Source organism: Candidatus Tisiphia endosymbiont of Ptychoptera albimana, from assembly GCF_964026605.1.
In the GTDB taxonomy this organism is placed as follows: domain Bacteria; phylum Pseudomonadota; class Alphaproteobacteria; order Rickettsiales; family Rickettsiaceae; genus Tisiphia.
The window spans coordinates 1188459-1211684 of the sequence record NZ_OZ032164.1; the positions used below are offsets into that span (position 1 = coordinate 1188459).

A 23226-nucleotide genomic window follows, 5' to 3' on the forward strand; every position below is an offset into this window, starting at 1 on the left:
GATTGTAGTGATAAGCTGGAAGACATGGCGGTTTGAAAGTCACAACTAATGATAGAAAAGTTTGTTTTTTTAAAATGCATAAATGTCATTGCGAGAAGCCGCTGCAAGCGGCGACGTGGCAATCTTTTGAAGTAATACTTGTCCCTATTTCACAAGATTGCCGCGTTGGCGATTCCATCGCCTCCTCCTCGCAATGACCTTGGTTATTTTTCTATAACTTTTAAACTGCCATGATGAACTCTAAAACCGCTTCCTCTTCGAACTTTCGATAGCTCTGACCTACGATCCCTGAAGACGATAACGCAATTCTTGATTTTCTAAAGGTCTTTTGTTTATCTTACTTTAGCCGTTCTAGCTTTTGGTGTAGATTTTACCGTTACAGGTTTTACTTTGGGTTCTAACAATATTTCTTTAATTTTTAGGCTTTCAGCTACAACCTTTTCTGCGTCATCTATCTTAGCCAATTTTTCAGGAGTAATTTTATGCATTAAATGCTTCGATAAACTAGAGAGTCCTATTTTCTCACAAAAATTTGCTACCTTATAACGCATCTTATCTGCAACAGTTAAATTAGGGATCGTCATTTCCATTAAGTGAGCTGTTGCTACAATATTCTCTTTATAATGCAGATCGTTCTGTATTGCCTTAACATCCTCATCAGTAAGGTGTTTTTCTTTGTTTAGATGGGTTAATAATTTGTCGTAAAACCTTTCTAGTTTTTCTATAGTAATCTTTTTACCTGCTGTTACTGTCTCTTTTACAAAGTATTCAATTTTATTTTCCAAAGATTCAAGACGTTTTTCTATATCTGCAACATATTCTGTTGGATTCAAACTTGTTACACTTTTTTGAACCTTCGGCATTGAGACTTCTACCTCTTGCCATTTACCATCTTGACTCTTTTGCCATTGTTGTTCTTGAACAGTTGTTGTTACAGGTTGAGCAGGCACTTTAATTTGATAATCATGTTCGCTGGCCCACTGTAAAGCACTTTTTCCTTCAATTTCAATATTATGGTGAGCTGCATAGGCTACTGGGTTTTTAATAGGAGATTTAGCAAAAGTTTCTAACCACTGACCGTTTTTAAATTCAGGAGGTACATTACTAAATTTAGCTACTGTGTCTGCTGCTCTTGCTATCTCTTTCATATTATTGAGATTTTCTTTTATGTTTTTTTTATAAAATGCTCTTAGTTCATCAAAATTATTAATTTGCTTTTCTTCAAATTTATTACCTTCAAATCTAGCTGCTACAATGAGACCTTCTGGAGAGAACCCATGTTTTTTCAACTCATCAACTTTTTGATCAATTATAGCATCTATTTGCTGATCATTTAACTGATTGGTCATTTGTGCTAATGCTTTACTATATTTTTCAATGTTAAACGATAAATTACCTACCTTAATAGCTTTAGTATAGTTAACTCCATCATATGAAAACATTTTATGTGTTTCTTCAACCATAGCACCAAAATCTTGGTGAAAAGTTATAAAAGATTTCCCATGATCTATTTTAGTTATAGTTGTACCATCCTGTACCATCAAATTACCGGCATGGTAATCTCCATCTCCTAACATATGACAAGCAGCAATGACTTTTTCTAAACCGTCTAATTTTTTTAAGTTTTTATTATTTGCTCCAACGCTAGTAGTATAAGTACCCCTAGCAAACTCTGCAAGCTCTACCACATTATCAAAGAATTTAGAACGTATGCCAATTAATGATGAATTAGACTGTACTACTAATGCCTCTTTAGGGGCGCAACCATATAATAAAAACGGATACATATCAGAAGCGATTAACTCCCGCACAGCATCATCCCGATCTGTTAAAGCTTGCTCTTGCTGTTTTTCTCCCTGTAGAGCTAAACAACTCCTATGCTGTTTATGGAAACGTTTTAACATGAAAGTATTACCAGTTGCGGTTTCCTTAGCAATATATCCAGCAGATACACCAGCTTGCTTATTACCTTTTTTTGTAAATTCTGTATTTTTAACCGTTATTCTATCTCGTAGCATAGTTTTAAGCGGATCTTTTTTGGATTCTTCTAGCTTTTTTGGACGTGCTGGTTTGTTTTCTTTAGCTAACACATCTATAAGCGGAATATCTATTAGCTCTCTTAGTACTTGATTTTGATCTCCAGGAAATGCTTCTTTTATTACCTTTAATATTTCACTTACAATGTATTTAGAATGTGTAAGTTTCCGCATTTTCTTTTTATACAAATCAATATTAGAGTCTGATGGCTCTTGAGCGAGTGCTATTACACTACTAGCAAGTTCTTCACATTTTTTAGAGATTCTATCATTTACAACTTGATCTTTACCATTTGACTTTGTAAGTTTTATTAAAGTTGTAAATAATTGGGTATGTAAAGATTGTTTAATTTCTTCTTGGTTTGTTGCCATAAAAATCTAACTCTTTATAATTAATTGTTAATTGCAGTTAATCTAAGAAAACTTTTTGTAGCGGTTTGTTTGCTAAATTTTCTTCAGTAAAAAAATCCTTCTTTAAATGCGTAACCTGATGATTCAATAACCTTAATTGTAAGTAATCATTAATTGCTTGGGTAAATTCACCAAGCTTGTTCCGAAAAAAATGATCGGCTCCTTGGATAATCTTATAATCGACAGTTATATGTTTTTGCTTAGATAATTTATCTACTAATTCAAGCACTGATTCTTCGGGTACAATACTATCATTGTCACCTTGTATTACAAAGCCAGAAATAGGGCATTGAGATAAGAACGAAAAATCATATTTATTCACTGGCGGAGATATCGCAATAAAATTATTAATCTCTGGCCTTCTCATGATAAGTTGCATGGCTATCCATGCTCCAAAAGAAAACCCCGCTATCAAATTTAGACTGCTAGTAGGATTGTTAAGTTGCAGCCAATCAAGTGCTGTTGCAGCGTCAGTCATTTCGCCAATACCGTTATCAAACTCTCCCTGGGAACGTCCAACGCCCCTAAAATTAATTCTGAGTACTGTGAACCCATTAGCTACTAATGATTTATATATATTATAAATCACTTTGTTATTCATAGTACCACCGTAAAGCGGATGTGGATGTAATAATAAAGCAAGGGGGGCTTTAGGATTACTAGATTTAGTATAAAGCCCTTCGATCCGACCGGCAGGACCATTAAAAAAAACGTTAGCCATAATTATAACATATAATATATCAATTTATATCGATCACTAAGACCAAAAAATAAAATTATAACATGCCATTTTATAGATTTCAAGATAACTATATGTTAGTAATGTTATAAGACTGACTTTTAAATTCCCCTAGATATCAATTAGTATTTCTGCTAGGATTCTTATTATTCAAATTTGTATGTTTAAATGACTATGAAGAATATATTAATTATTAAACTATTAATTTTATTATTTACGATTAAACCCGCTTTGGCACAGCCATTGTCAATTGATAGCATATATCAACATTTATTGATAACATCTCCAAGTTACAACAATATTACCTATAATAAACCTTCAACCAATTATTTAATACCAAATAATTGGTTACTGCAAACACCAAATATTTGGGGTGCTACTTTAGAAGAATATGGAGAAGGGCTTACGCCAGTTGCAGATAACGTGATAGATGCACAATTTTTTGTCCCAACATGCCGTACTCAATCAGATTGTCGCGGAATCAGTACTTGTAAAACTGCTGACTTTACTTTGGATAATAGAACATTATGTTTAACAAATGCATATAATGTGTTAAACACTATGTATAACACAATTATTAATGCCACTACATCTGTAGATATTACAACTCTCGGTAAAGATTACTTTAGTTCAGGAGCATTTACTGCTATGTTGCAAAATGCTGTCATAACACTAGGTAAAAAAAGCATTAATTCTCCTCATTTTATAACTATACGCTTATTATATGGTACGTATAAAGAAGTTCCACCTGAATGGATGAAAAGCTATTTAAATAATATTATTTCTAAATTACCAGCCAATAATAAACTAATTATATCAATTGCTAATATTAGGTCATGTACATTTAAATCCAATTGTGGAAATCAGGAGAAACAACATGATATCTCTCTTGATCTCTCTTGGAATCATGGCAAAATTATTGCGGTGGATGGTAATACATTAATCACTGGTGGAGAAAATTTATTTGGTCAGGATTACACTCAAGCAGAGCCAGTTAATGATGCCAATATTAAAATATTTGGACCTGTTGTAAATGGGGCAACAACTTATGCTAATATATTATGGAAATATGTACAACATCATCGAGCTATAGCAGTAAACCATTGTTATACATATAAGAAGGGGTATATTTCAACAAAATGTGCTAAAGCTATTTCCTTAAATAACGAATTTAATGTTAATAGTTCATTACCTGTACAGGCAATGTTTATTAGTAAATTGAACAATGGAGTTGGCATTGGTGATGATGCTGATCAATCAGAAATTGCAAGGGTATTTGCTCTAAAAAATGCTACTCGCTCTATCAAAATTAGCCAACAAGCCCTATTTTTTAAAGAGAGTAATTATCCACTGCTAAATAAAATACTGCCACCAATTAGTACTGTTAATGGTAATATTATTCAAGCAATAGCATATGCTATACATAATAATGCAGTAGATACATATATAGTGACCAGCAACTTATTCAGATTTAATTACTCAGATCATGTAGATTTACAATATTTATATGATTATATACTTAATACAATAGTTTCTAATTATCATGTTGAGAGTAAAATAGCCGCACAAGAATTAAAACAGCATCTCCATCTTGCTTATATAAGTTATAATCATATTATCAATACCAATGCAAGAAGCCATAATAAATTTTGGATAGTAGATGACAAAGTTTTTTATTTTGGTAGTCATAATTTTTACCCAACATCATTACAACAATTTGGCATTATTGTAGATAGTATAGAAGCTGGTAAAATATTATTGGAATCCTATTGGAATCCTATGTGGGAATATTCTGCTAAATATACTGCTCGTAAATGAAGAGTTGGTAGACGATAGTATAACTTCAAGAAGAGCTAGGCAGTAGCAAAGTCGAGCTGCTAGGCGTACATTAGTACGTGAGCAGCGGAGATCTTTAGACACGACAACGCCAATTCTTGAAGTTCTACCTGAGTATATAATCTGAATGAATAACGATTGAACTGTTAGTTCAATTCATTAAACTCTACTCTAGCAAATAATTTTATTTGAAGTAGAGAGAGTTCAGAATGATCTTTTGAACCTTCTTCTGCTAATTTATTTGCTTTAGTTAAAAGGTCTAAATCTCTAGCTAGATCAGCAAAAAAGAATCTTATTTCACCACTTTGCTTTGTTCCTAATATTTCTCCGCTACCTCTTAAGAGTAGATCTTGCTCTGCTATATAAAAACCATCATTGCTATTTCTCATCACTTCAAATCTAGATTTTGCAACCATAGTTAATTTTTGAGGATCATATAGAAGAATACAATGAGATTGTAAAGTTCCACGTCCAACTCTACCTCTTATCTGATGTAACTGAGCTAAACCAAACTGTTCAGCATTTTCTATTACTATTAAGGTTGCTTCTGGTACATCGATACCCACTTCAATTACAGTTGTAGCAACCAAGATTTTAATATTACCATTCTTAAATTGGTGCATAATCATATCTTTTTGCTCATTTTTCATTTTGCCATGTATAGTACCTGTAATGTTAGGGTAGGCATTCTCAATGGTAACTAGTCTAGTGTTGATGTCGGTTAATCCTGTATTTTTTGACTGTGTTGTTAACTCTTCATCATTTTGATCGATAAGGGGACATATCCAGTAAATTTTCTCTCCAAATTTTAGCTTTTTATCTAAAACTGAGATTACATCATTTAGCTTGGTCTTTGGCAATATGCTAGTAATAATTGGTAGTCGATTTTTTGGTTTGCTTGTTAATTTAGCAATATCCATATCTCCAAACATGGTCAAAGTAAGACTTCTAGGAATAGGGGTTGCGGTCATCACCAAAACATCGGGATGAGAGGCTTTATTAATTAAATCTAACCGTTGTTGTACACCAAATTTATGCTGTTCATCAATGACGATATAACCTAAATTTTTAAAGTTTACTTTTTCTTGAAATAATGCATGAGTGCCAATTAATATATCAATATCTCCATTTTCTAGGCTTGATAGAACTTTGTTTCGTTCTTTGGTAGATATTTTTCCAGTAAGTAAACCAAGCCTTATTCCGGTTTCACTTAAGGCTTTAACAAAGAATTGGTAATGCTGGTTTGCTAATAAATCGGTAGGGACCATTAGTGCAGCTTGAAATTTATGGTATGATACAGTGACCATTGTCAATAAAGCTACTAGGGTTTTACCAGAACCAACATCACCTTGGAGTAAGCACATCATTTCTGTAGGAGATAATTGATGTTTTGCTATTTCCTCAATCACGTTCTTTTGGTCAGGTGTGAGTTCAAAGCCTAATGTCTTAAGTATTGCTTGTTGTAGCTGACTAGACCCTGCAAATGAATTGCCTTGTTTTAATTTTGTTTGTTGGCGGAGATATTGTAATGAAATTTGGTTAGCAAAAAGTTCCTTTTCTGCCAATTGTCTTAAAGCTTGAGTATGTAATTCTTCTAATTGCTTAGTTTTAACCTGATATAAATGTAAAGTTTTTAAATCTTCTAATAATGATTTAGTATAATCCTTTACTTCTTGAAAACTCTCAGGAATACAGCACCACTCTTTCTCAAACAAATCAAGCCCCTTTATTATATAGGAATAAAGTTGCTTATTAATTATCCCATAGGTCAAAGGATATATTGGTTCTAGGGGGCTGGTAAGTTTTTGATCCAAAATAAATATTGGGTGGACTATTTGAGGTAAGCTAGAGAAAACTTGTACCTTGCCATTAATTGTATGTTTACTGCCTATTGTAAGTTTACTTAGGATAAAATAAGAGGGCCTATTAAAAAATATCAACAGAATTGAGCCAGTCTCATTGTATCCTAAGATTTTCAAAGGCTGTTTTTTGTTCTTAGGCACAAGCACTTCTTCAATTGTTATTTCAGTTTGAATTAACTGACCATTTTTTAGTGAAGATAAACTTGGTGAAATTATTTTAATTTGATAAGAAGTAGGACGGTAAAATAACAAATCTCTTAAATTGATTATTCCCAATCTTTTAAGTCCAATAATTATATTATCACTAACGTTAATACGTGATTTAATCAACGAGAAAAAAAACTTGTTAATTGTTAACATATTTTTTAATTAACCTGAATTCGATGTAATATACTCAAATAATTTGAAGAATTGGATTTGAAAATGAATGGTGAGCAGGCGTAGCATACATATACTGCTCGTAAATGAAGAGTTGGTAGACGATAGTATAACTTCAAGAAGAGCTAGGCATAGCAAAGTCGAGCAGCGTAGCGTACATGAGTACGTGAGCAGCTTCGATCTTTGGTCGCGGGAACGCCAATTCTTGAAGTTCTACCTGAGTATATTAATTTGTTACATCGAGCTCAGGTTAATAATACTATATTTTATTTACAGCATCTAGAGTTTAGTGCATAAAAATATCAATATCGTTCCATCCTACTAGGTCTAAGTTGGCTCTAATAGGTAAAAACTTAAAAATTTGTTTTGCAATATCTAACCTATTTTCGGCCAGTAACATATCTTGCAAGGTAGCACGAAGTTGATGTAGGTAAAGGACGTCTTTGGCAGCATATTCTTTTTGTTCAGCTGTAAGATCCACCCTTCCCCAGTAGGAAGATTGTTGTTGTTTAGAAATTTGGACTGAAAGTAATTCACGGCATAAGTCTTTTAAACCATGAGCATCAGTATAGGTTCTAACTAGTTTAGAAGATATCTTTGTACAAAATATGTTCTCCAAATCTATTCCAAGATATTTTCTTATTGCTGCTAAATCAAATCTAGCATAGTGAAATATTTTGCATCGATTCTTATCAAGCAATAGTTTTTTTAAATTAGGTGCTGCGTAATTCTTGTCAATAAAGTTTACTAAGTAAGCCTTACCATCTCCATTACTCAGTTGCAAAAGGCATAACCTATCCCTATGTAAGTTTAATCCCATCGTTTCTGTATCGATTGCTAGGTCTCCTGCAATATTAAAATCTTCCGGGAGATCATTCTGAAAAACTATAATACTGATAATAACCTCCTAAGTTATTTTATGGTAAAAACCTGTTCTTTTGGCGACGCTACCCCTAGAACTCTTCTTGCTTCTTGGTCAAGCATATCTCTATCTAGAGATTCTGGTCTAAGTAGTTTTACTTTATGTTCAAGTTCAATGCGTTCTGCCCTTAAATTTTCTAGTTCACTATAGGTTTTTTCGAGTCGTTGATTTAATGTAAAATAAGCAATAATCCCTCTATTACCACAAATAGAATGGAAGATAAAATAAGCTAATAATAAAGATAGCAAAACATTAAATATTATCTTTTTGGAATTTTTAACTGAATCAATAAAATATTGATAATTCATAATATTTTAATAATAAAAATAATATTGGGGCGGTAAGAATTATGCTATCAAATCGGTCTAGAACACCGCCATGACCTGGTATTATAGTACCAGTATCTTTTATAGCAAATTTACGCTTAAAATATGAAATAAATAAATCGCTCATTTGTGCTATTAGTGCTAAACAAATAGCTGCTATAATTAAGTGCCGTTTGTTTAATAAATAGTCAGTTGGTAAGTCAAAGCTAGGTACTAAACTTAATAAAAATGCTGTAAGCCCACTAGCTAATACCCCTATGATTAATCCACTCCAAGTTTTGTTAGGACTAATCTTGGGGGTCAGCTTAGGTCCGCCTATATTCTTCCCACCAATCATAGCAAATATATCAACTGACCATATTATAATGAAATATAGTAATAATAGCCATCGATTTTTATCTTCAGTAGCAATTATTATTAAAGATATAGTGGGAATGGGAATGATAACAAAGCCCAGTAATATATGGGAAAAGGACGATTTTGTCATTTGATACCATTCATATGACATAATTATGGCAATTAATAACATAATTATATAAAATAATGACTTAATGAACATTATTGCTATAATAAATACTGGTCCTATTACTAGGGCTGATAATATTCTTACTACTATATTAGACCTCTTATCTAGCACCAAAATTCCTTTTTCTTTTTGAATAATCGTTTAACGCTTCTAGTATATCTTGTTTGTTAAAGTCAGGCCAGTATTTAGGTAAAAAATATAGTTCAGCATAGGCAGCTTGCCATAGTAGAAAATTACTGATTCTACATAGACCACCAGTACGAATTAACAAATCTACATCAGGCATTCTTGGATCATATAGATAATTACCAAACTCATTCTCGCTAATTTGTGTTTTACTAGAATTGATGATTTTCTGGCATGCGTCAACAATCTCTGCTCGCCCGCCGTAACTAAAAGCAATACAAAGAGTTATGTTATTATTATGTTTTGTTAATTCTATAGCATCATGGATTTGTTTTTGTAACATATTATCTAACATATCCAATCTACCGATAACTTTTATTTTGACTCCGTTTTCGTGTAGTAGTGTAGTCTCATTTTTTAGATAATAACGTAATAATTTTAGTAAAAATGTCACTTCAGTCTTTGACCTACGCCAATTTTCTGATGAGAAAGTATAAAGTGTCACGTAAGGTATATTAAGTTCTATAAAATCTGGTAATAATTTCTTTACTCTATTAGCACCTGCTCTATGTCCCTCAGATTTTGGTAAGCCTTTTTCTAAAGCCCACCTTGCATTACCGTCCATGATTATGGCTAAATGATTTACTGTGTTGATTATACTCATATTTATTGTATATACGCTGGGATGACTAGAAGTTATCACCATTACTATTGCTCAGGTTAGCTATATAATAACACAGAAATGCCATTAATGAACATATATTTGCGGTCAGTTATAGGAAATTTTCATCGTAATAGATCATTTATGGATACTTTACTTCTAGTTCCTTTATCCACCTGTTTAACGATTACTGCACAATATAAACTTGGTTTTCCTGAATCAGCAGGTAAGTTGCCTGGTACTACAACTGAGTAGGCCGGAACTCTACCATAAATTATTTTTCCACTTTCCCTATCTACTATCTTGGTAGATGCACCAATAAATACTCCCATACTAATTACACTTCCTTCCTCTACTAAAACCCCTTCTGCTATTTCTGATCTTGCACCTATAAAACAATTATCTTCTATTATTACCGGGGTATCTTGTATTGGCTCTAGTACCCCACCAATACCTGTTCCGCCAGAAATATGACAATTCCTTCCTATTTGTGCACATGATCCTACGGTGGCCCAAGTATCAATCATTGTTCCTTCTCCTATATATGCACCTATATTAATAAAAGAAGGCATAACAATAACGTTTTTAGCTAAATATGCCCCCGTTCTTATAAATGCTCCGGGAACGATACGACAGCCATGGGCTCTAAATAATTCTTCATTATGATTTGTAGCAAATTTGGGAGCAATTTTATCATACCATTTCATACAATCACCAGAATGGATTTGCGAATCAGTTACAATAAAATGTAATAAAATTGCTTTTTTTACCCAAAGATTAACTCGCCAATCAGCTCCTTCTTTTTCACAAACCCTAATTAACCCTTGATTCAAGCCATCAATAATATCCTGCAATATTTGTTTGGCATAATTAGTTTTTTCTGCATCTTGAGTTAATTTATCGCGTATTTGCCAAAATTCTTCTATAGTATTAATATGTTTTTGCATAACATCCTTGCTAAATTGTAAAAAAAATCATAATTTACTTTATTTTTAAGTCAACCTATATGCTCAAATTTGAGTATACAAATTAGATCACGTAAATGAGTATTGCTTGTCCAAATTGTAACACTACCTTTATAGTTTCAAAAGAACAAATAGGTATGACTGGTAGGAAGGTCAAATGTTCAAAATGCCACCATATATGGTATCAAAAGGCAGAGCTTGATCAGCAAGAACCTCCTATTATATCAGATAATACCACAAAAAACGCTAGCACTAATGAAAATAATAAAATATATTTAACTAAAGGTACTAACTTACCGGCTTTATTACCAACTAAAATTCCTGAGCAATCGCATATTTTATCTATATTATTGTGGCTTAGTTTAATTGTCTTCTTATTATTAATGTTATTTCACGAGAAGTTTAATATACCAGCTCTGTATAAAGAGAATAATAATATATTAACTATAAGAAATATACATGTTGAACAAAATAAAGAAATGGGACAAATTAAAGTTTCCTACAGGATAAGTAATACTTCTGACCATGATGTGACAATACCACTTATTCGGGTTAGATTGCTCAATAAAAAATATGTAACAGTAAAATCCTATATAATGAATCAAAAAAATATTAAATTGCCACCTAAGCAACATATCGACATCGCTACGTATCTTGATGTAGTTCCTCGTTCAAGTGAGTTGTTAAATATTATGCTTGGTAATAGTTTGGATTTCATATTACATTAGACTTCTTTTGAAAGAGACTTATAATCAATTCAAATACTCCCATAACATAACCGGAAGTTCGATGTAACAAGCTACATCGAACTTCCGTGATATATATAGAAAAAAATGAATAAACAAATTATATACCCTAAACTAATTCCTAGGCTCTTTGCTTCTTGCCTAGATTCGTTTTTGTTATCAATTTTTACAACTCCGATCACCCACTTTATGTTATCTAGACTGTCTTTATTTTTTTTTAAAGCTAGTATAGCGGACATACTAATAATGGGTAGCACGAAACCGGAGTTAGTTCAAAATGTAACTGCTAGTAATGTTCTTACATTATTTATTTTAATGTTTATAATTAATTTTGCCCTAGCTGCAACATATTTTATTGGTTTTTGGATTTATTTGGGTGCTACTCCAGGAAAAATGGTTATGCATATGAAAATAGTAGACGCAATCACTCTTGGAAAACCTAGTAAATGGCAATTAATTAAAAGATTTTGTGGATATGTATTAGTGCTAGTTGGTATTTGGTTTATACTATTTTCTAAACAACGCCAAGCTTTGCATGATAAAATTGCTGGAACAGTGGTTATTAAAAGTTAAAACACAATAGTATTAATTTTAAAAGTTGTAGTAGTATCACTGGATTATTAGTAGTAAAAACGATGCCATCCAATATGATTTTTCATTTTACTCGATAATCAAGTTATAAGTAGTAAAGGTATGCTAAAATGAATAAACTAAATGAAATAGATCAGTTGATCTATCTTTTCTCCAAACTACCTAGTCTTGGTCAAAGATCAGCAAGGCGTATAGTCCTGCATCTTTTACAAGAAAAAGACGTTAGGTTAAAAGGTTTAATTTCAGCTCTTTCTTACGTAGATAATAATGTTGTCAAGTGCGATATTTGTGGCAACATAGATTCTCATCATATTTGTAGAGTATGTTCATCTGATGATCGCAACAAATCTATTATAGCAATTGTTGAAACAGTGACAGAATTGTGGGCAATAGAGCGTAGTGGCATTTTTAATGGATATTATCATGTACTAGGACATAATTTGTCAACTGCAAATAGCCATAATTCTAAAGCATTAAGACTACCAGAATTACTAGCTAGATGCCAAGAGAATAACATTAATGAAATAATTATTGCAACTAATTCTACCTTAGAAGGTCAAACTACAGCTTATTTCATTACTGAATATTTCAAAGATTATACTATCAAAATATCAAGATTAGCTAGCGGCATTCCAATAGGGGGAGAACTAGACTATTTAGATGAAGGAACTTTATCAGCTGCAATAACCTTAAGACAGCCTTTTGACTAATTTATTAAAAATTATTTATTGTGTTGAAAAATTTAATATAATATATAAACTGTTGGTTAGATATTATATTAAATTTTGTTAATAAATTATCAGAGATTACTAAATTAGAATTATTTATATGAAATGTTAATTTGAAATTTTTAGATATTTTCATTAGTTTATTTTATATTTTACCTTGCATATAATTATTTTAACTAAAGTAAGCATATGTACCAACTTTTTTGGACTATTTTAGTCATATTTTTGATTCCTGTAGTTCTTTATATTTGCAGGTACAAGATGTTTTCGTGGTTTAATTTAAGAAATAATTCAAAAACTAAAATATTAGAGTTAGAACAAAAGATATCAGAGCAAGATAATATTTTGAATCACGTTACTCACGAAATTAGGACTTCGATACATGGGGGAAGTAGTATCGCTCAGTTTTTATATGAAAATTGGGATAAAATGGATGAGCAAGAACACGTAAAGTATGTCAGTATAATAGCTAAAAATAATCAACGTCTTATAAAATTAATTAATGACCTACTAGACCTATCTAAGTTTAGTACCGGGAAAATGCAGTTTAATTTTGTTGCTATGGATCTATTATCTTCTATAAAAGAGACCGTGCAGCAACTTACAGAATTAAACATAATTAACGATCGAATTAATATTATTCTTATTGATCATAGTATTACAAAAGCAATGATTAATGGAGATAAAATTAGGATTAACCAATTATTAAATAATTTATTTAATAATGCACTCAAATATACTAAGGAAGGATTAATTATAGCGGTAATTGATTTAAAAAATCATGAAAATATTCCTTATTGGTGCTTTAGCCTAATCGATACAGGTATAGGAATTCCAGACTCAGAACTTGAGACTATTTTTGAAGTATTTACTCGTAGTTCACGAACTAATAATAATTTTCTTGGTACAGGTGTTGGTTTATCTATTTGCCGAGAAATTGTACTGGCTCATAATGGTTATATTTATGCCGAGAATAACCGTAAAAGAGGAACAAAATTAGAATTTATGATTCCTGTATACGATAAAAAAGAGACATAAAATGCTTACAAAGGATAATATTGCAAAAGTATTTACTATACTTTTTGTTGATGATGAACCAATTTGCCATGACGTAATAAACTTAGTGCTACATTATGAACAAAAATATAAAATTATCAGTGCTTATTCCGGACAAGAAGCAGTTAATTTATCTAAAACACATGCTAATACAATAGAGTTAATATTTCTTGATATTTCTCTTCCTGATATGACAGGTTGTGAAGTACATAAACAAATAAGAAGTGATGAGAACCTTGCACATATTCCTATAATTTTTCAAACTGGTTTGTCTAGCAATCATCAGGAAATGCAAAAGCTCTTACAAGAACAAGCAACATACCTAATCCATAAACCTTATAAAAACGAAGAACTGCTTGAAACTATAAGGCAGTTCCATAACTAGATATATACTCAAAGCAGAAGAGTATACTCATTTATAAGGCAATTAGATATAAGATAAATATTCTTATATCTAATTGAGGTTACTTAGATATTATATGTTTATTTTTTAATAATGAAACAAGGTCACCGGTTTCATACATCTCACGTACTATATCGCAGCCACCTATCAATTCCCCTTTTATATAAAGCTGTGGTATGGTAGGCCAATCACTGAAAGATTTGATATCTTCACGTAAGCTAGGATCGGTTAAAACATTAATATCACGAAATTCTACGCCAAGTTTTTTTAAGATAGAAACAACGGTAGCAGAAAAACCACATTGAGGAAAATTGGCAGTGCCTTTCATAAATAATACAATATCATGATTAGCAATTTCATTTTTTATAAAATCAAAATTTCTATTCTCTAACATTCCTAAACCTGATAAAAATTATAACTTCTTTTACTCTTAAATGTTATATTATGCAAGCTCAAATAGTTGATAAAATTTTTGAAATTTTAAGCCAAAATAATCCTACTCCCCGAACGGAACTAGAATATGTTAATAATTTTACTCTATTAGTAGCGGTGATATTATCCGCACAAGCAACTGATGTTTCAGTTAATAAAGCAACTAGATTATTGTTTGTGAAGTATAATACACCAGAAAAAATATTAGAGCTCGGGGAAGAAGGGGTAAGAACCTATATAAGATCAATAGGTTTATTTATAACCAAAGCAAAAAATATTGTTGCACTTTGTCGAATTTTGATAGATAAGTATGACAGCAAAGTACCTAACAATTTTGATGACTTAATTAAATTGCCAGGTGTCGGAAGAAAAACTGCTAATGTAGTATTGAATTGCCTCTTTGGTAAGTCAACTATCGCAGTTGATACGCATGTATTTAGAGTTTCTAAAAGATTAGGACTGGCAAATAGTAATACTCCCAAAAAAGTAGAACTTGAATTAGTTAAAGTTATCGATAAAAAATGGTTACAACATGCTCATCACTGGTTGATATTGCTTGGTAGGTATATTTGCAAAGCACGAGTACCAAATTGCCCTGCTTGCCCAGTTAAAGAATATTGTGAGTATTATGCTAATAATTTTCTGAAGTAGCAAACTGTAGATACACTTCTGCTTTAAAGAATTGGCTAGGAGTACGAGTGGCAAGTTAACTAATCGTATATTTAATATGTGAGTACGCAAAGTCCCGATAGTAAGACAATGCTAACACTTTAAAGACGAATAGTATACCAAACCTATTGCTTACGTAACCTTGGTTCGATATAAGAATTATTAATTCTTATATCGATACTTGCTTTGTTATAAGGAAAAATGTACTCTTGAAGCGGTTCTACGAGTGCATTTTAACTTTTTTCATCATTCAATATGTGATTTTAATAATTAAAATCACATATTGAATGGAGTGTTATATTTTAACAATCAGGTGGGCAGCCGCTTCAAACCTGATTGTTTCTATATATAACACTGAATTCGATGTAACTTGTTATTCTGAATTCCCATAGATGGAGAGGTGGCCGAGTGGTTTAAGGCGCTCGCCTGGAAAGCGTGTTCACGGTAACGTGTCAGGGGTTCAAATCCCCTCCTCTCCGCCAGTTCTTATCAGGATTTCAGGATTTTTTACTTTACTAAAAATTACATATGTAATTCATATGTAACTTCTCAGACAAATTTCCTGAAATTTGACCTACAAAAAAATATATTTTTAACCCTATTACAATAGGGGATCAAAACCTGATTACAATCTACACTTTAGCCTGTTTGGCAATATCACTGAGCCACCTAGGCAATTTCCCACTAGCTTCTTGCTCAGACCCGTTACCTCCTGAATAGCCATCTGTTGAATCAGAATCTGAATCAGAATCTGAATCGTAATCTGACTCGTCATCAGTTGGAGATGCATCAGAGGAATTGCAGGGTGATGCTTCATTTGCTGAGCTTACCGTTACCTCTGTAGGTAAATTAACACTTTGCTCCTCAGTTGACTCAATTTCTGACAAAGTTTTTTCACCTCTTTTCGTCGTTACCTCAAGTGGTAAATTAACGTTTTGTTCCTCAGTTGATTGAGGCTTTGACACAGTTTGTCCACAATTTTCTTGATTTTTTCCATATCTAGATATTAGACTTCTTTCGAAACTCTACTTCTGCTGGTGATTTGTACATCGATGCGGTACTCGAATCCGTAACGGAATTAGAGTACACTGCGGTTCTAGGTGAAGCGTCTCCTTCAAATCCCTCAGCACAAGAGAGTTTCGAAAGAGGCCTATTATATATAGATGCGTTTTTTTGAAAATTTTTTTCGAGTTAGGTTGAATATTTTGGTCTATTGAATTATGGTTTGTTTCAGATTGTTTTGAAAATTCTTGTTGGTTAGAATTATAATTATTAGTTTGGCAATTAGTTTTACGGAGACTGACAAAATTTTTAAGATATAAGGTCTATTGAATATTAGGACATCTCATATTATGTATAATCAAAGTAGTTAAATGACAATCAATTAAACCACTGTCTTTCAGTTCTTCTAGACATTGCTTTACCCGTTTTTGACACACTCCTAACTGTTGCTGGAAGAAAAGATAGCCTTCTTGTAATTCCTTGCTGGCTTACCTATCTTGTTATAAAATTGTAGACGAGAAACTATCAACGATAAAAGTTGACGAGACGTTTTACTTAATTGTTTACCACAATTGTTGGTAAGATTCCGCCACTCAGGTGGGACAAAATTACCGACTATGTTATAAAAGATAATATCTTGATTTTCAACTACAGAGCGAGAAAAAGTTAACGATTCTGTCATATTTCCTCTCCTTGTAACAGGGTTAAAAATAGATTTTTTTGTAGGTCAAATTTCAGGAAATTTGTCTGAGAAGTTACATATGAATTACATATGAAATTTTTAATAAAGTAAGAAAATCCTGAAACCCTGATAAGAACTGGCGGGAGTGACGGGACTCGAACCCGCGACCTTCTGCGTGACAGGCAGACGCTCTAACCAACTGAGCTACACCCCCTTTATCAGGCTTACTATGATATACTACTCGTAAATGAAGAGTTGATAGACGAAGATCAAAATTATGATAGTAGCAGGAATCGAAGGGTCAAGGAGCGGAGAGTACATTTAGTACGTGGCTACCTACGATCCCTGAAGACGACAACGCAATTCTTGATTTTCATCGAGTATATATAGGTAAGCCGTAATATATATAAAGTCAACTCCCCTGTCAAGAACTCATCAGTAACTAATTTAACTTGATTGCTTATATTAGATATCTTTAGCAAACTCGTGACTTATCTTCGGTGTGCCAAGCTTTAATACTATACTCAATCTCTTGTAATTGTTCTGTTAAACTAGCAATATGCTGGTTCAAGGATAAAATGACGACCGCATTAAACTCAGTATCCTGCCTAGCAATTTCTTGATTCTTAAATAGTAATAATTGTTCTCTTCTTTTTAATAAAGCATGTAACTGTTGTTGGCTATTACTATCATAAGTAACCTTCACTGGTAAAGCAAAGCACGTTGCATAATCATGCAACAATTTACTATCGATATTATCAGTTTTAGCAAGCCATCCTCTAGCTTTAGCATAACTACGCACTTTATTAGGGTGTACTGTAGCAAAAGGCAATTTATTTTTAAAAATTCTCTTAAATTATGTTCATATCCACCAGTAGGTTCAAAGACAACAATTAACTCAGATAAGGCAGGATAGTATTTATTAATAGTGCTAAGCATAGTAGTAAAGCCATGTTGATCATTGGTAACTTCAAAAGCCTTGTTGGTAGCTGGTAGATAGATATTTAAAGTTTAGAGACTAGTGGCTTTGAAGTAATACCCGATTAGCATTTGCCTATGTCAAACTGGTGTCATGTATGGAACTACCCAAAAATGCAAGAAAAAAATAATACTTGACAGAAAAAAAGCAAAGCCGCATAATTTCAGGTCATTTTTGTCTGGAAGATAAGTCGCAATGACGAAGGAGTTATCTAAAAACGAGTTAACTATGATATAAATTAAATAATAAAAAGGTAATTTATGAATAGATTAGCATTTATTAACATGATTAAAAAGCAAATATCACTATGGATATTTGTTATGAGATATGACTATACGTTAATATCTTGCAGTATAATACCAGTCATATCAGGATTTAAATTTTTTGAATATATAAACCAAAGATTAAGCGATAGCAACTGGGCGGAAAAAGCAATATCTGATTATATCAAGACCGGAGATTTTCAACAACTCTTTAATTTCAATTTTTTTATAGGTGCATCTTTTGTTATAATATTAATCATTGGTTGTTTTAGCTATAGTCATATTAACCTTTTAAAACATTATTCTCCTAAGAGTTTTAAAATTTCTAGAAGTGGTAGAATTACTGACGATATCCGGTTTATTACTATTCTTACTCTTGGTTGGGGTGTGTTTAATACAATTATACAGTATTTTATAGTTAGCGATTGGCTATATCGTTTCATATCAGCATATTTAGTACAAACAACATGGCTATATTTTATGCTAAAAATGAATTGTTGTGGTTATAGAGTAATCCCAATCACACCTTCTCAATCACATGACAAAAAAAGAATTAAAGAGAAAAAAAGAAGTATATAACGTTTGCTCAAAGCCCTATTACTTATATTATTTCCAAACTTAAAGCAAAAATCCTCAATATTATCACTTAGTAAATGCTAGGCATGTAAAGAACGTACCTGGACGTAAAACAGATGTTCAGGATTGCCAGTGGTTACAACAACTTCATAGCTATGGATTATTAAGTGGTTCATTTCGTCTAGAAGAGCAGATATGTGAATTATGAACTCTTACTAGACAAAGAGACAGATTAACAAAGAATGCCGCAACCCATGTGAACCGTATACAAAAAGCACTTAATGAGAGAACATCCAATTACATCATGTGATTAGCAATATAACAGGCGTAACAGGTATGAACATAATAAAAGCAATTATAGAGGGCAAGAGAGATGCAAATAAATTAGCTGCATTTAGAGACTATCGTTAAAGCACTAGAAGGAGATTACCGCAAAGAGCATCTTATAGTATTAAGCAAGAATTAGATATTTATGAATTTTACCTAAAACAAATCAGAGAGTGTGACGAAGCAATAAAAACATGCTACAAAAAATTTGATAAACGTGGCGATGGTGATTTAACAAATAGTAAAAAGCAACATAAGAGCAGGAACTCCCCAAAGTTTGATTTACAACAATCATTATATGATTATTATAAGAATTATTTTTCCTCCTTGGTCTGTAACGTAGTATTGCTAGATCTAGTAAGCTCTCTAAATTCATTAAGTAGCATTTCTATGCATATATGCATCTCTTCTAAACGAAACGTCATATGTAATATACCTTGCTCTTTCTTAGTAGTTAGAGTAATTAACTCTATTATTTCTTTATGCAATAGTGTTATTTCATCTTTTGCCTTAATGTAGGTATTGGGGAAGTCTTTACTGATGCTAATAATATTGTTATAGCTTAGCTGGATATTACTAAACCACTTGACAAATAACCGAATTAACAACATCTGCCCAATGATTATGCTAAATGCTAGAATGACTAATAGTGGGTAATACATATTCTACTTCCATTGTATTGTTCTAAGATTGATACCATTTACATTATAGAATTATGGTATTACCAGGATTGTGAAAATAAATGAGGTTGAAATAAGTTGATTTGGGGTTGATTTGGCTAAGAAATTTGTATATGATCACAGTAATACCTCAATAAAAAGGTTATTATTTAAATAGCAGTTGATGCTATTTGATTAATGCTACTAGTAAGTACTTAGAAATTTTGCGAACTTGAAAGTACTTACCAGTTAACTAATAATACTTGAGCTTTATTTAAGAGTAGAGCTTAAGTATTATATTGGTTTTTTAGTTTGAGATTTAGCAAAGTATATTCTTTGCTTTAAAAAATTAATCAATAATCACTGATCTCTTTTTTAATAATCTCATTCTATTTTGCTAGTTTATTGTAGTTATTTTGAGGTGTCAAGAAAAAATATTTCTATGGTGGGAGTATTCAAATTTTAATTGTTCTGAGTATATGGCCCTTGTTCACCAAATACAAGAATTCCTCAAAAAAAAGTTTGATGAATTAAAATTAACAAGAAAAGATTTTGCTGAACAAAGTGGCATTCCTTATTCTACTGTAACTAATATTATGCAAGGTCTGAAAGCCAACCCAACTATTAGTAATATATTAAAAATTGCTGACTACTTTAAGTGTTCTATGGATGAAGTTGTAGGAAGAAATGAATATATTTCTTTACCTAATATAGAAAGTCTAGAATTTTATAAAATTACATCAAGTGACATCACTTCTAATATAAAGAAATTTTTGATTGATAAGGTAAAGAAACAAAATTTAAACTTATATAAATTAGGCATGACTATAGGTTTTAGTAATAACTCTTTACATAGTTTTGTTAATAGTAATAGAGAACAAAAAACTTTAAATAGTCAAATTGTAGTAGCCCTAGCAGATTATTTTGAAATATCACTAGATGAAATGATTGGCAGAATTGCCCCTACTAAAGATACTGACAATGGTAAATCTTCTGATTGAATTTTTAGTGGCTACTGACAGACCATAGTACCCTACATTTTTTATATAACCACTATTAAAATGGCTACTGATCGTCTATTAGCGAGGAGTCGCGAAAAAGCGGCAACGCGGCAATCTAGGATACGCGAAGCGTTACTCTAAAAAAACAGCTTCGCTGTTTACCTAGATCGCCACGGCATCTAAAGAGCCTTGCTATGACAATTATAGAAAAATGTAGGGTACTATGGACAGGCTTACTCAAATGATTTGAAGAATTGATTTGAAAATGAATGGTGAGAAGGCATAGCGTATATATAGTATAGTTACGCATGCGAATCAATGATATTCTCAAAAAACAATTCGTAGGATCAGAAGAGTACACTATAAATTTATTCATCTGACAATCATCTTGTAACCGTGTTTATAATCACACAATTAAGGTTTATGATATTTATCAATTATCCAATCTATAAATGTATTATCAACAGACTGCTTCTTCAAAGCATACTCATATACTTCTTTTATTAGAGTTGTAAGGTTTCTCAATGAGAAACTTAAGTTTCTTTCAATTAATATATTAATTGTTGCACTAGTAGCTTTGCTAAAAATTTTTATCTGATCAACAGTTAGTATCTCGAGGTTTATTTCATTATCAATAACAAGAGCTTCCAAGTTAATGTCTAAGGCTTTTGCAATTAATTGTAAATTATTAGCACTAGGATTTTTTGAACTACCATACAAAATGCTATAGACAGTATTTCTACTTAGTCCAGTTTTCCTCTCTATATCTATAGCATTTATGTTTTTTTGAGCCATTAACGAATTAAGTCTAGCCTGTAAATTTGCCATAAGTAATACTTTGTATATAAAATTAATATTTTTAAAATATAAGGTATAATAATCAAAAAGTAAATACCAATTACATTATTTTTTCCGTGTTAATTCTAATTGTTCCTGCTGCTCTAGCTGTTGTTTTTGTCTATATATAAATTAATAGTAGGCTCAGTATGCCATTAGGGGTGACATCCATAACTGTTGAAAGTTTACAAATACCTATACCACAACGTCATTGCGAGCGTAAACGAAGCAATCTAGGAAACAATCTATAGATAAATGATGTTACTGGATTGCCTCGTCGACCTTACGGCCTTCTCGTTAATAGACGTATAAAGAATCTGTATTTACTAACTTTCAATAGTTGTGGGGTGACATCTGAGACACCCTAGGCTATTAAACCGATGCCTTACATCGAATTGAGGTTAATATATGTTCCATCCATTTTCCAGTTGCTACCCACTTGCTTCATTAATAATCAAAAGATAGCCCCTCATCTACCCCTGACAATGGAACAAACACTGCACCAATACCACGCTCAAGTACATTTTGGTATATAGGAGTACATTTATTATTAAATGAATAATCAGTAGTGTAATCATGACTTGTTGCTTCATATAAGGATTCTACAATATCACTTATCTTTTTTAAATGAGCATCAGATGATAAACCCATTGATTTGTTCAATAATTCCCGAAAATCACTCATATCTCCCTTTATCTTCTTAGCTAGCTGTGCCTTAACCAAATCTAGTTTTTTAATTTCAGCACCATATCTTTCTAATAGACCAACATTTGAATAATTACCATTTATAGAAGCAATGTTTAATGGTGTATTAGTATCCTTATTAGCTATATTTGGATCTGCATTCATGTCTAATAACATTTCAATGATCTTAGTACTATTAGGATTGTTCTTTTCTGCTGCATAATGTAGTGCAGTATTACCGTCTTTATCTTGCTTATTTACATTACCTTTTGTAACTAAATGATTTACTAACTTCACGTTACCTTTTTTTACAGCTGTAAATAAAGGATTTTTATCGAATAAAGTAATTAAATCACCATAGAGTATTTTAGCAACAACTTGCTTACACACTGTTCCAAACGTCATATTTATTCCTCCAATTAGTTTTTATATCACAAATATCCGTTTCAAACGGATATTTGTGATCATACTACAGTAAAATCCCATTACATGCAAGCAATATTTAAAAATTTTTTAAGTTGAATGAATAGAATCAAAGGTTTATATACTCGAATGTGACTCCGAATTGGCTTTAATATAAGGGAAAATGCATTCTTAAAGCGGCTAACGCGAATGCATTTTAAACCTTTCTAAAGCTAAAAACATGATTTTAATCTTTTAAAATCATGTTTTTAGCAAAATATTAATTTAACAATCAGATACAGAGCCGTCTCAAATCTGATTGTTTCGATAATTTCACCAAATTTGGGGATAAGAATTTATCAATTCTTATCCCGAATTCGCGTTAAATGAGGTTAACTTAA

24 protein-coding genes, 2 tRNA genes and 1 pseudogene are annotated in these 23226 nt (G+C 31.9%); 11 read left to right on the forward strand and 16 right to left on the reverse strand.

Annotated features, from left to right (window positions below; genetic code table 11):
* Positions 1–332: 332 nt before the first annotated feature.
* Both AAGD36_RS05635 and AAGD36_RS05640 read right to left on the reverse strand, forming a co-directional pair.
* Entirely contained in the window at positions 333–2408 is a 2076-nt protein-coding gene (locus AAGD36_RS05635) for a hypothetical protein (protein ID WP_341755270.1), read from the reverse strand.
* 37 nt (positions 2409–2445) lie between these two features.
* On the reverse strand, positions 2446–3168 hold the full coding sequence (locus tag AAGD36_RS05640; protein ID WP_341755271.1) for an alpha/beta hydrolase: 723 nt from the start codon (positions 3166–3168) through the stop codon (positions 2446–2448).
* A gap of 192 nt (positions 3169–3360) precedes the next feature.
* Between AAGD36_RS05640 and AAGD36_RS05645 the strand changes: the two genes are divergently transcribed.
* Positions 3361–5004, forward strand: a complete 1644-nt coding sequence (locus tag AAGD36_RS05645) for a hypothetical protein (RefSeq protein ID WP_341755272.1) — start codon at positions 3361–3363, stop codon at positions 5002–5004.
* Between the two features lie 164 nt (positions 5005–5168).
* On the opposite strand, the gene AAGD36_RS05650 is transcribed toward AAGD36_RS05645, so the two are convergent.
* The 6 genes from AAGD36_RS05650 to dapD all read right to left on the reverse strand — a co-directional run bounded on the left by AAGD36_RS05650 (position 5169) and on the right by dapD (position 10770).
* Positions 5169–7244 (reverse strand): ATP-dependent DNA helicase RecG, encoded by a 2076-nt coding sequence (locus AAGD36_RS05650; RefSeq protein ID WP_341755273.1) that lies wholly within the window; start codon positions 7242–7244, stop codon positions 5169–5171.
* Between the two features lie 304 nt (positions 7245–7548).
* Positions 7549–8160, reverse strand: coding sequence for a ribonuclease H-like domain-containing protein (locus tag AAGD36_RS05655; RefSeq protein ID WP_341756019.1), 612 nt, complete (start codon positions 8158–8160; stop codon positions 7549–7551).
* 14 nt (positions 8161–8174) lie between these two features.
* Positions 8175–8492: an FtsB family cell division protein gene (locus tag AAGD36_RS05660; protein WP_341751337.1), complete on the reverse strand. Its 318-nt coding sequence runs from the start codon at positions 8490–8492 to the stop codon at positions 8175–8177.
* Positions 8470–9150: a phosphatidate cytidylyltransferase gene (locus AAGD36_RS05665; RefSeq protein WP_341755274.1), complete on the reverse strand. Its 681-nt coding sequence runs from the start codon at positions 9148–9150 to the stop codon at positions 8470–8472. Before AAGD36_RS05665 ends, AAGD36_RS05660 begins: the two co-directional genes overlap by 23 nt.
* Positions 9137–9826, reverse strand: a complete 690-nt coding sequence (gene uppS, locus AAGD36_RS05670) for a polyprenyl diphosphate synthase (RefSeq protein WP_341755275.1) — start codon at positions 9824–9826, stop codon at positions 9137–9139. Before uppS ends, AAGD36_RS05665 begins: the two co-directional genes overlap by 14 nt.
* A gap of 122 nt (positions 9827–9948) precedes the next feature.
* Positions 9949–10770: a 2,3,4,5-tetrahydropyridine-2,6-dicarboxylate N-succinyltransferase gene (gene dapD / locus AAGD36_RS05675; protein WP_341755276.1), complete on the reverse strand. Its 822-nt coding sequence runs from the start codon at positions 10768–10770 to the stop codon at positions 9949–9951.
* Between the two features lie 95 nt (positions 10771–10865).
* Between dapD and AAGD36_RS05680 the strand changes: the two genes are divergently transcribed.
* The 5 genes from AAGD36_RS05680 to AAGD36_RS05700 all read left to right on the forward strand — a co-directional run bounded on the left by AAGD36_RS05680 (position 10866) and on the right by AAGD36_RS05700 (position 14294).
* On the forward strand, positions 10866–11516 hold the full coding sequence (locus AAGD36_RS05680) for an MJ0042-type zinc finger domain-containing protein (protein ID WP_341755277.1): 651 nt from the start codon (positions 10866–10868) through the stop codon (positions 11514–11516).
* 105 nt (positions 11517–11621) lie between these two features.
* Complete coding sequence (locus AAGD36_RS05685; RefSeq protein WP_341751342.1) at positions 11622–12107, forward strand: RDD family protein; 486 nt, start codon at positions 11622–11624, stop codon at positions 12105–12107.
* Positions 12108–12235: 128 nt separating this feature from the next.
* A complete protein-coding gene (recR, locus tag AAGD36_RS05690) occupies positions 12236–12835 on the forward strand; it encodes a recombination mediator RecR (protein WP_341747653.1) in 600 nt (199 codons plus the stop codon).
* A 279-nt stretch (positions 12836–13114) separates the two neighbouring features.
* Positions 13115–13891 carry a HAMP domain-containing sensor histidine kinase gene (locus AAGD36_RS05695; RefSeq protein ID WP_341755278.1) on the forward strand — a complete coding sequence of 259 codons (777 nt, stop codon included), beginning with the start codon at positions 13115–13117 and terminating at the stop codon, positions 13889–13891.
* Between the two features lies 1 nt (position 13892).
* Positions 13893–14294 carry a response regulator gene (locus AAGD36_RS05700; protein ID WP_341751345.1) on the forward strand — a complete coding sequence of 134 codons (402 nt, stop codon included), beginning with the start codon at positions 13893–13895 and terminating at the stop codon, positions 14292–14294.
* Positions 14295–14373: 79 nt separating this feature from the next.
* Here the strand turns inward: AAGD36_RS05700 and grxD are convergent, their stop codons facing one another.
* The gene (gene grxD, locus AAGD36_RS05705) at positions 14374–14706 is read right to left on the reverse strand and encodes a Grx4 family monothiol glutaredoxin (RefSeq protein WP_341755279.1); all 333 of its coding nucleotides are present in this window, start codon (positions 14704–14706) and stop codon (positions 14374–14376) included.
* A gap of 50 nt (positions 14707–14756) precedes the next feature.
* On the opposite strand from grxD, the gene nth reads away from it, so the two are divergent.
* The gene (gene nth / locus AAGD36_RS05710; protein WP_341751347.1) at positions 14757–15395 is read left to right on the forward strand and encodes an endonuclease III; all 639 of its coding nucleotides are present in this window, start codon (positions 14757–14759) and stop codon (positions 15393–15395) included.
* Between the two features lie 412 nt (positions 15396–15807).
* A tRNA-Ser gene (locus AAGD36_RS05715) sits at positions 15808–15895 on the forward strand.
* Positions 15896–16045: 150 nt separating this feature from the next.
* On the opposite strand, the gene AAGD36_RS05720 is transcribed toward AAGD36_RS05715, so the two are convergent.
* From AAGD36_RS05720 to AAGD36_RS05740, 4 genes are all read right to left on the reverse strand, one after another.
* Complete coding sequence (locus AAGD36_RS05720; RefSeq protein ID WP_341755280.1) at positions 16046–16378, reverse strand: hypothetical protein; 333 nt, start codon at positions 16376–16378, stop codon at positions 16046–16048.
* Positions 16379–16854: 476 nt separating this feature from the next.
* Positions 16855–17097, reverse strand: coding sequence for a hypothetical protein (locus AAGD36_RS05730; RefSeq protein ID WP_341755281.1), 243 nt, complete (start codon positions 17095–17097; stop codon positions 16855–16857).
* 137 nt (positions 17098–17234) lie between these two features.
* A tRNA-Asp gene (locus AAGD36_RS05735) sits at positions 17235–17311 on the reverse strand.
* Between the two features lie 261 nt (positions 17312–17572).
* Positions 17573–17929: a hypothetical protein gene (locus AAGD36_RS05740; RefSeq protein ID WP_341755282.1), complete on the reverse strand. Its 357-nt coding sequence runs from the start codon at positions 17927–17929 to the stop codon at positions 17573–17575.
* A gap of 407 nt (positions 17930–18336) precedes the next feature.
* Between AAGD36_RS05740 and AAGD36_RS05745 the strand changes: the two genes are divergently transcribed.
* Complete coding sequence (locus AAGD36_RS05745; RefSeq protein ID WP_341755283.1) at positions 18337–18918, forward strand: hypothetical protein; 582 nt, start codon at positions 18337–18339, stop codon at positions 18916–18918.
* A 67-nt stretch (positions 18919–18985) separates the two neighbouring features.
* A pseudogene (locus AAGD36_RS05750) lies at positions 18986–19542 on the forward strand (IS110 family transposase); the annotation flags it as partial.
* A gap of 14 nt (positions 19543–19556) precedes the next feature.
* Here AAGD36_RS05750 and AAGD36_RS05755 read toward each other — a convergent pair.
* Positions 19557–19904 (reverse strand): hypothetical protein, encoded by a 348-nt coding sequence (locus tag AAGD36_RS05755; RefSeq protein ID WP_341755284.1) that lies wholly within the window; start codon positions 19902–19904, stop codon positions 19557–19559.
* Positions 19905–20380: 476 nt separating this feature from the next.
* Between AAGD36_RS05755 and AAGD36_RS05760 the strand changes: the two genes are divergently transcribed.
* On the forward strand, positions 20381–20902 hold the full coding sequence (locus AAGD36_RS05760; protein ID WP_341755285.1) for a helix-turn-helix transcriptional regulator: 522 nt from the start codon (positions 20381–20383) through the stop codon (positions 20900–20902).
* 414 nt (positions 20903–21316) lie between these two features.
* Here the strand turns inward: AAGD36_RS05760 and AAGD36_RS05765 are convergent, their stop codons facing one another.
* Both AAGD36_RS05765 and AAGD36_RS05770 read right to left on the reverse strand, forming a co-directional pair.
* Positions 21317–21730, reverse strand: coding sequence for a helix-turn-helix domain-containing protein (locus tag AAGD36_RS05765; protein ID WP_341748206.1), 414 nt, complete (start codon positions 21728–21730; stop codon positions 21317–21319).
* A gap of 456 nt (positions 21731–22186) precedes the next feature.
* Positions 22187–22828: an ankyrin repeat domain-containing protein gene (locus AAGD36_RS05770; RefSeq protein ID WP_341755286.1), complete on the reverse strand. Its 642-nt coding sequence runs from the start codon at positions 22826–22828 to the stop codon at positions 22187–22189.
* Positions 22829–23226: the final 398 nt, after the last annotated feature.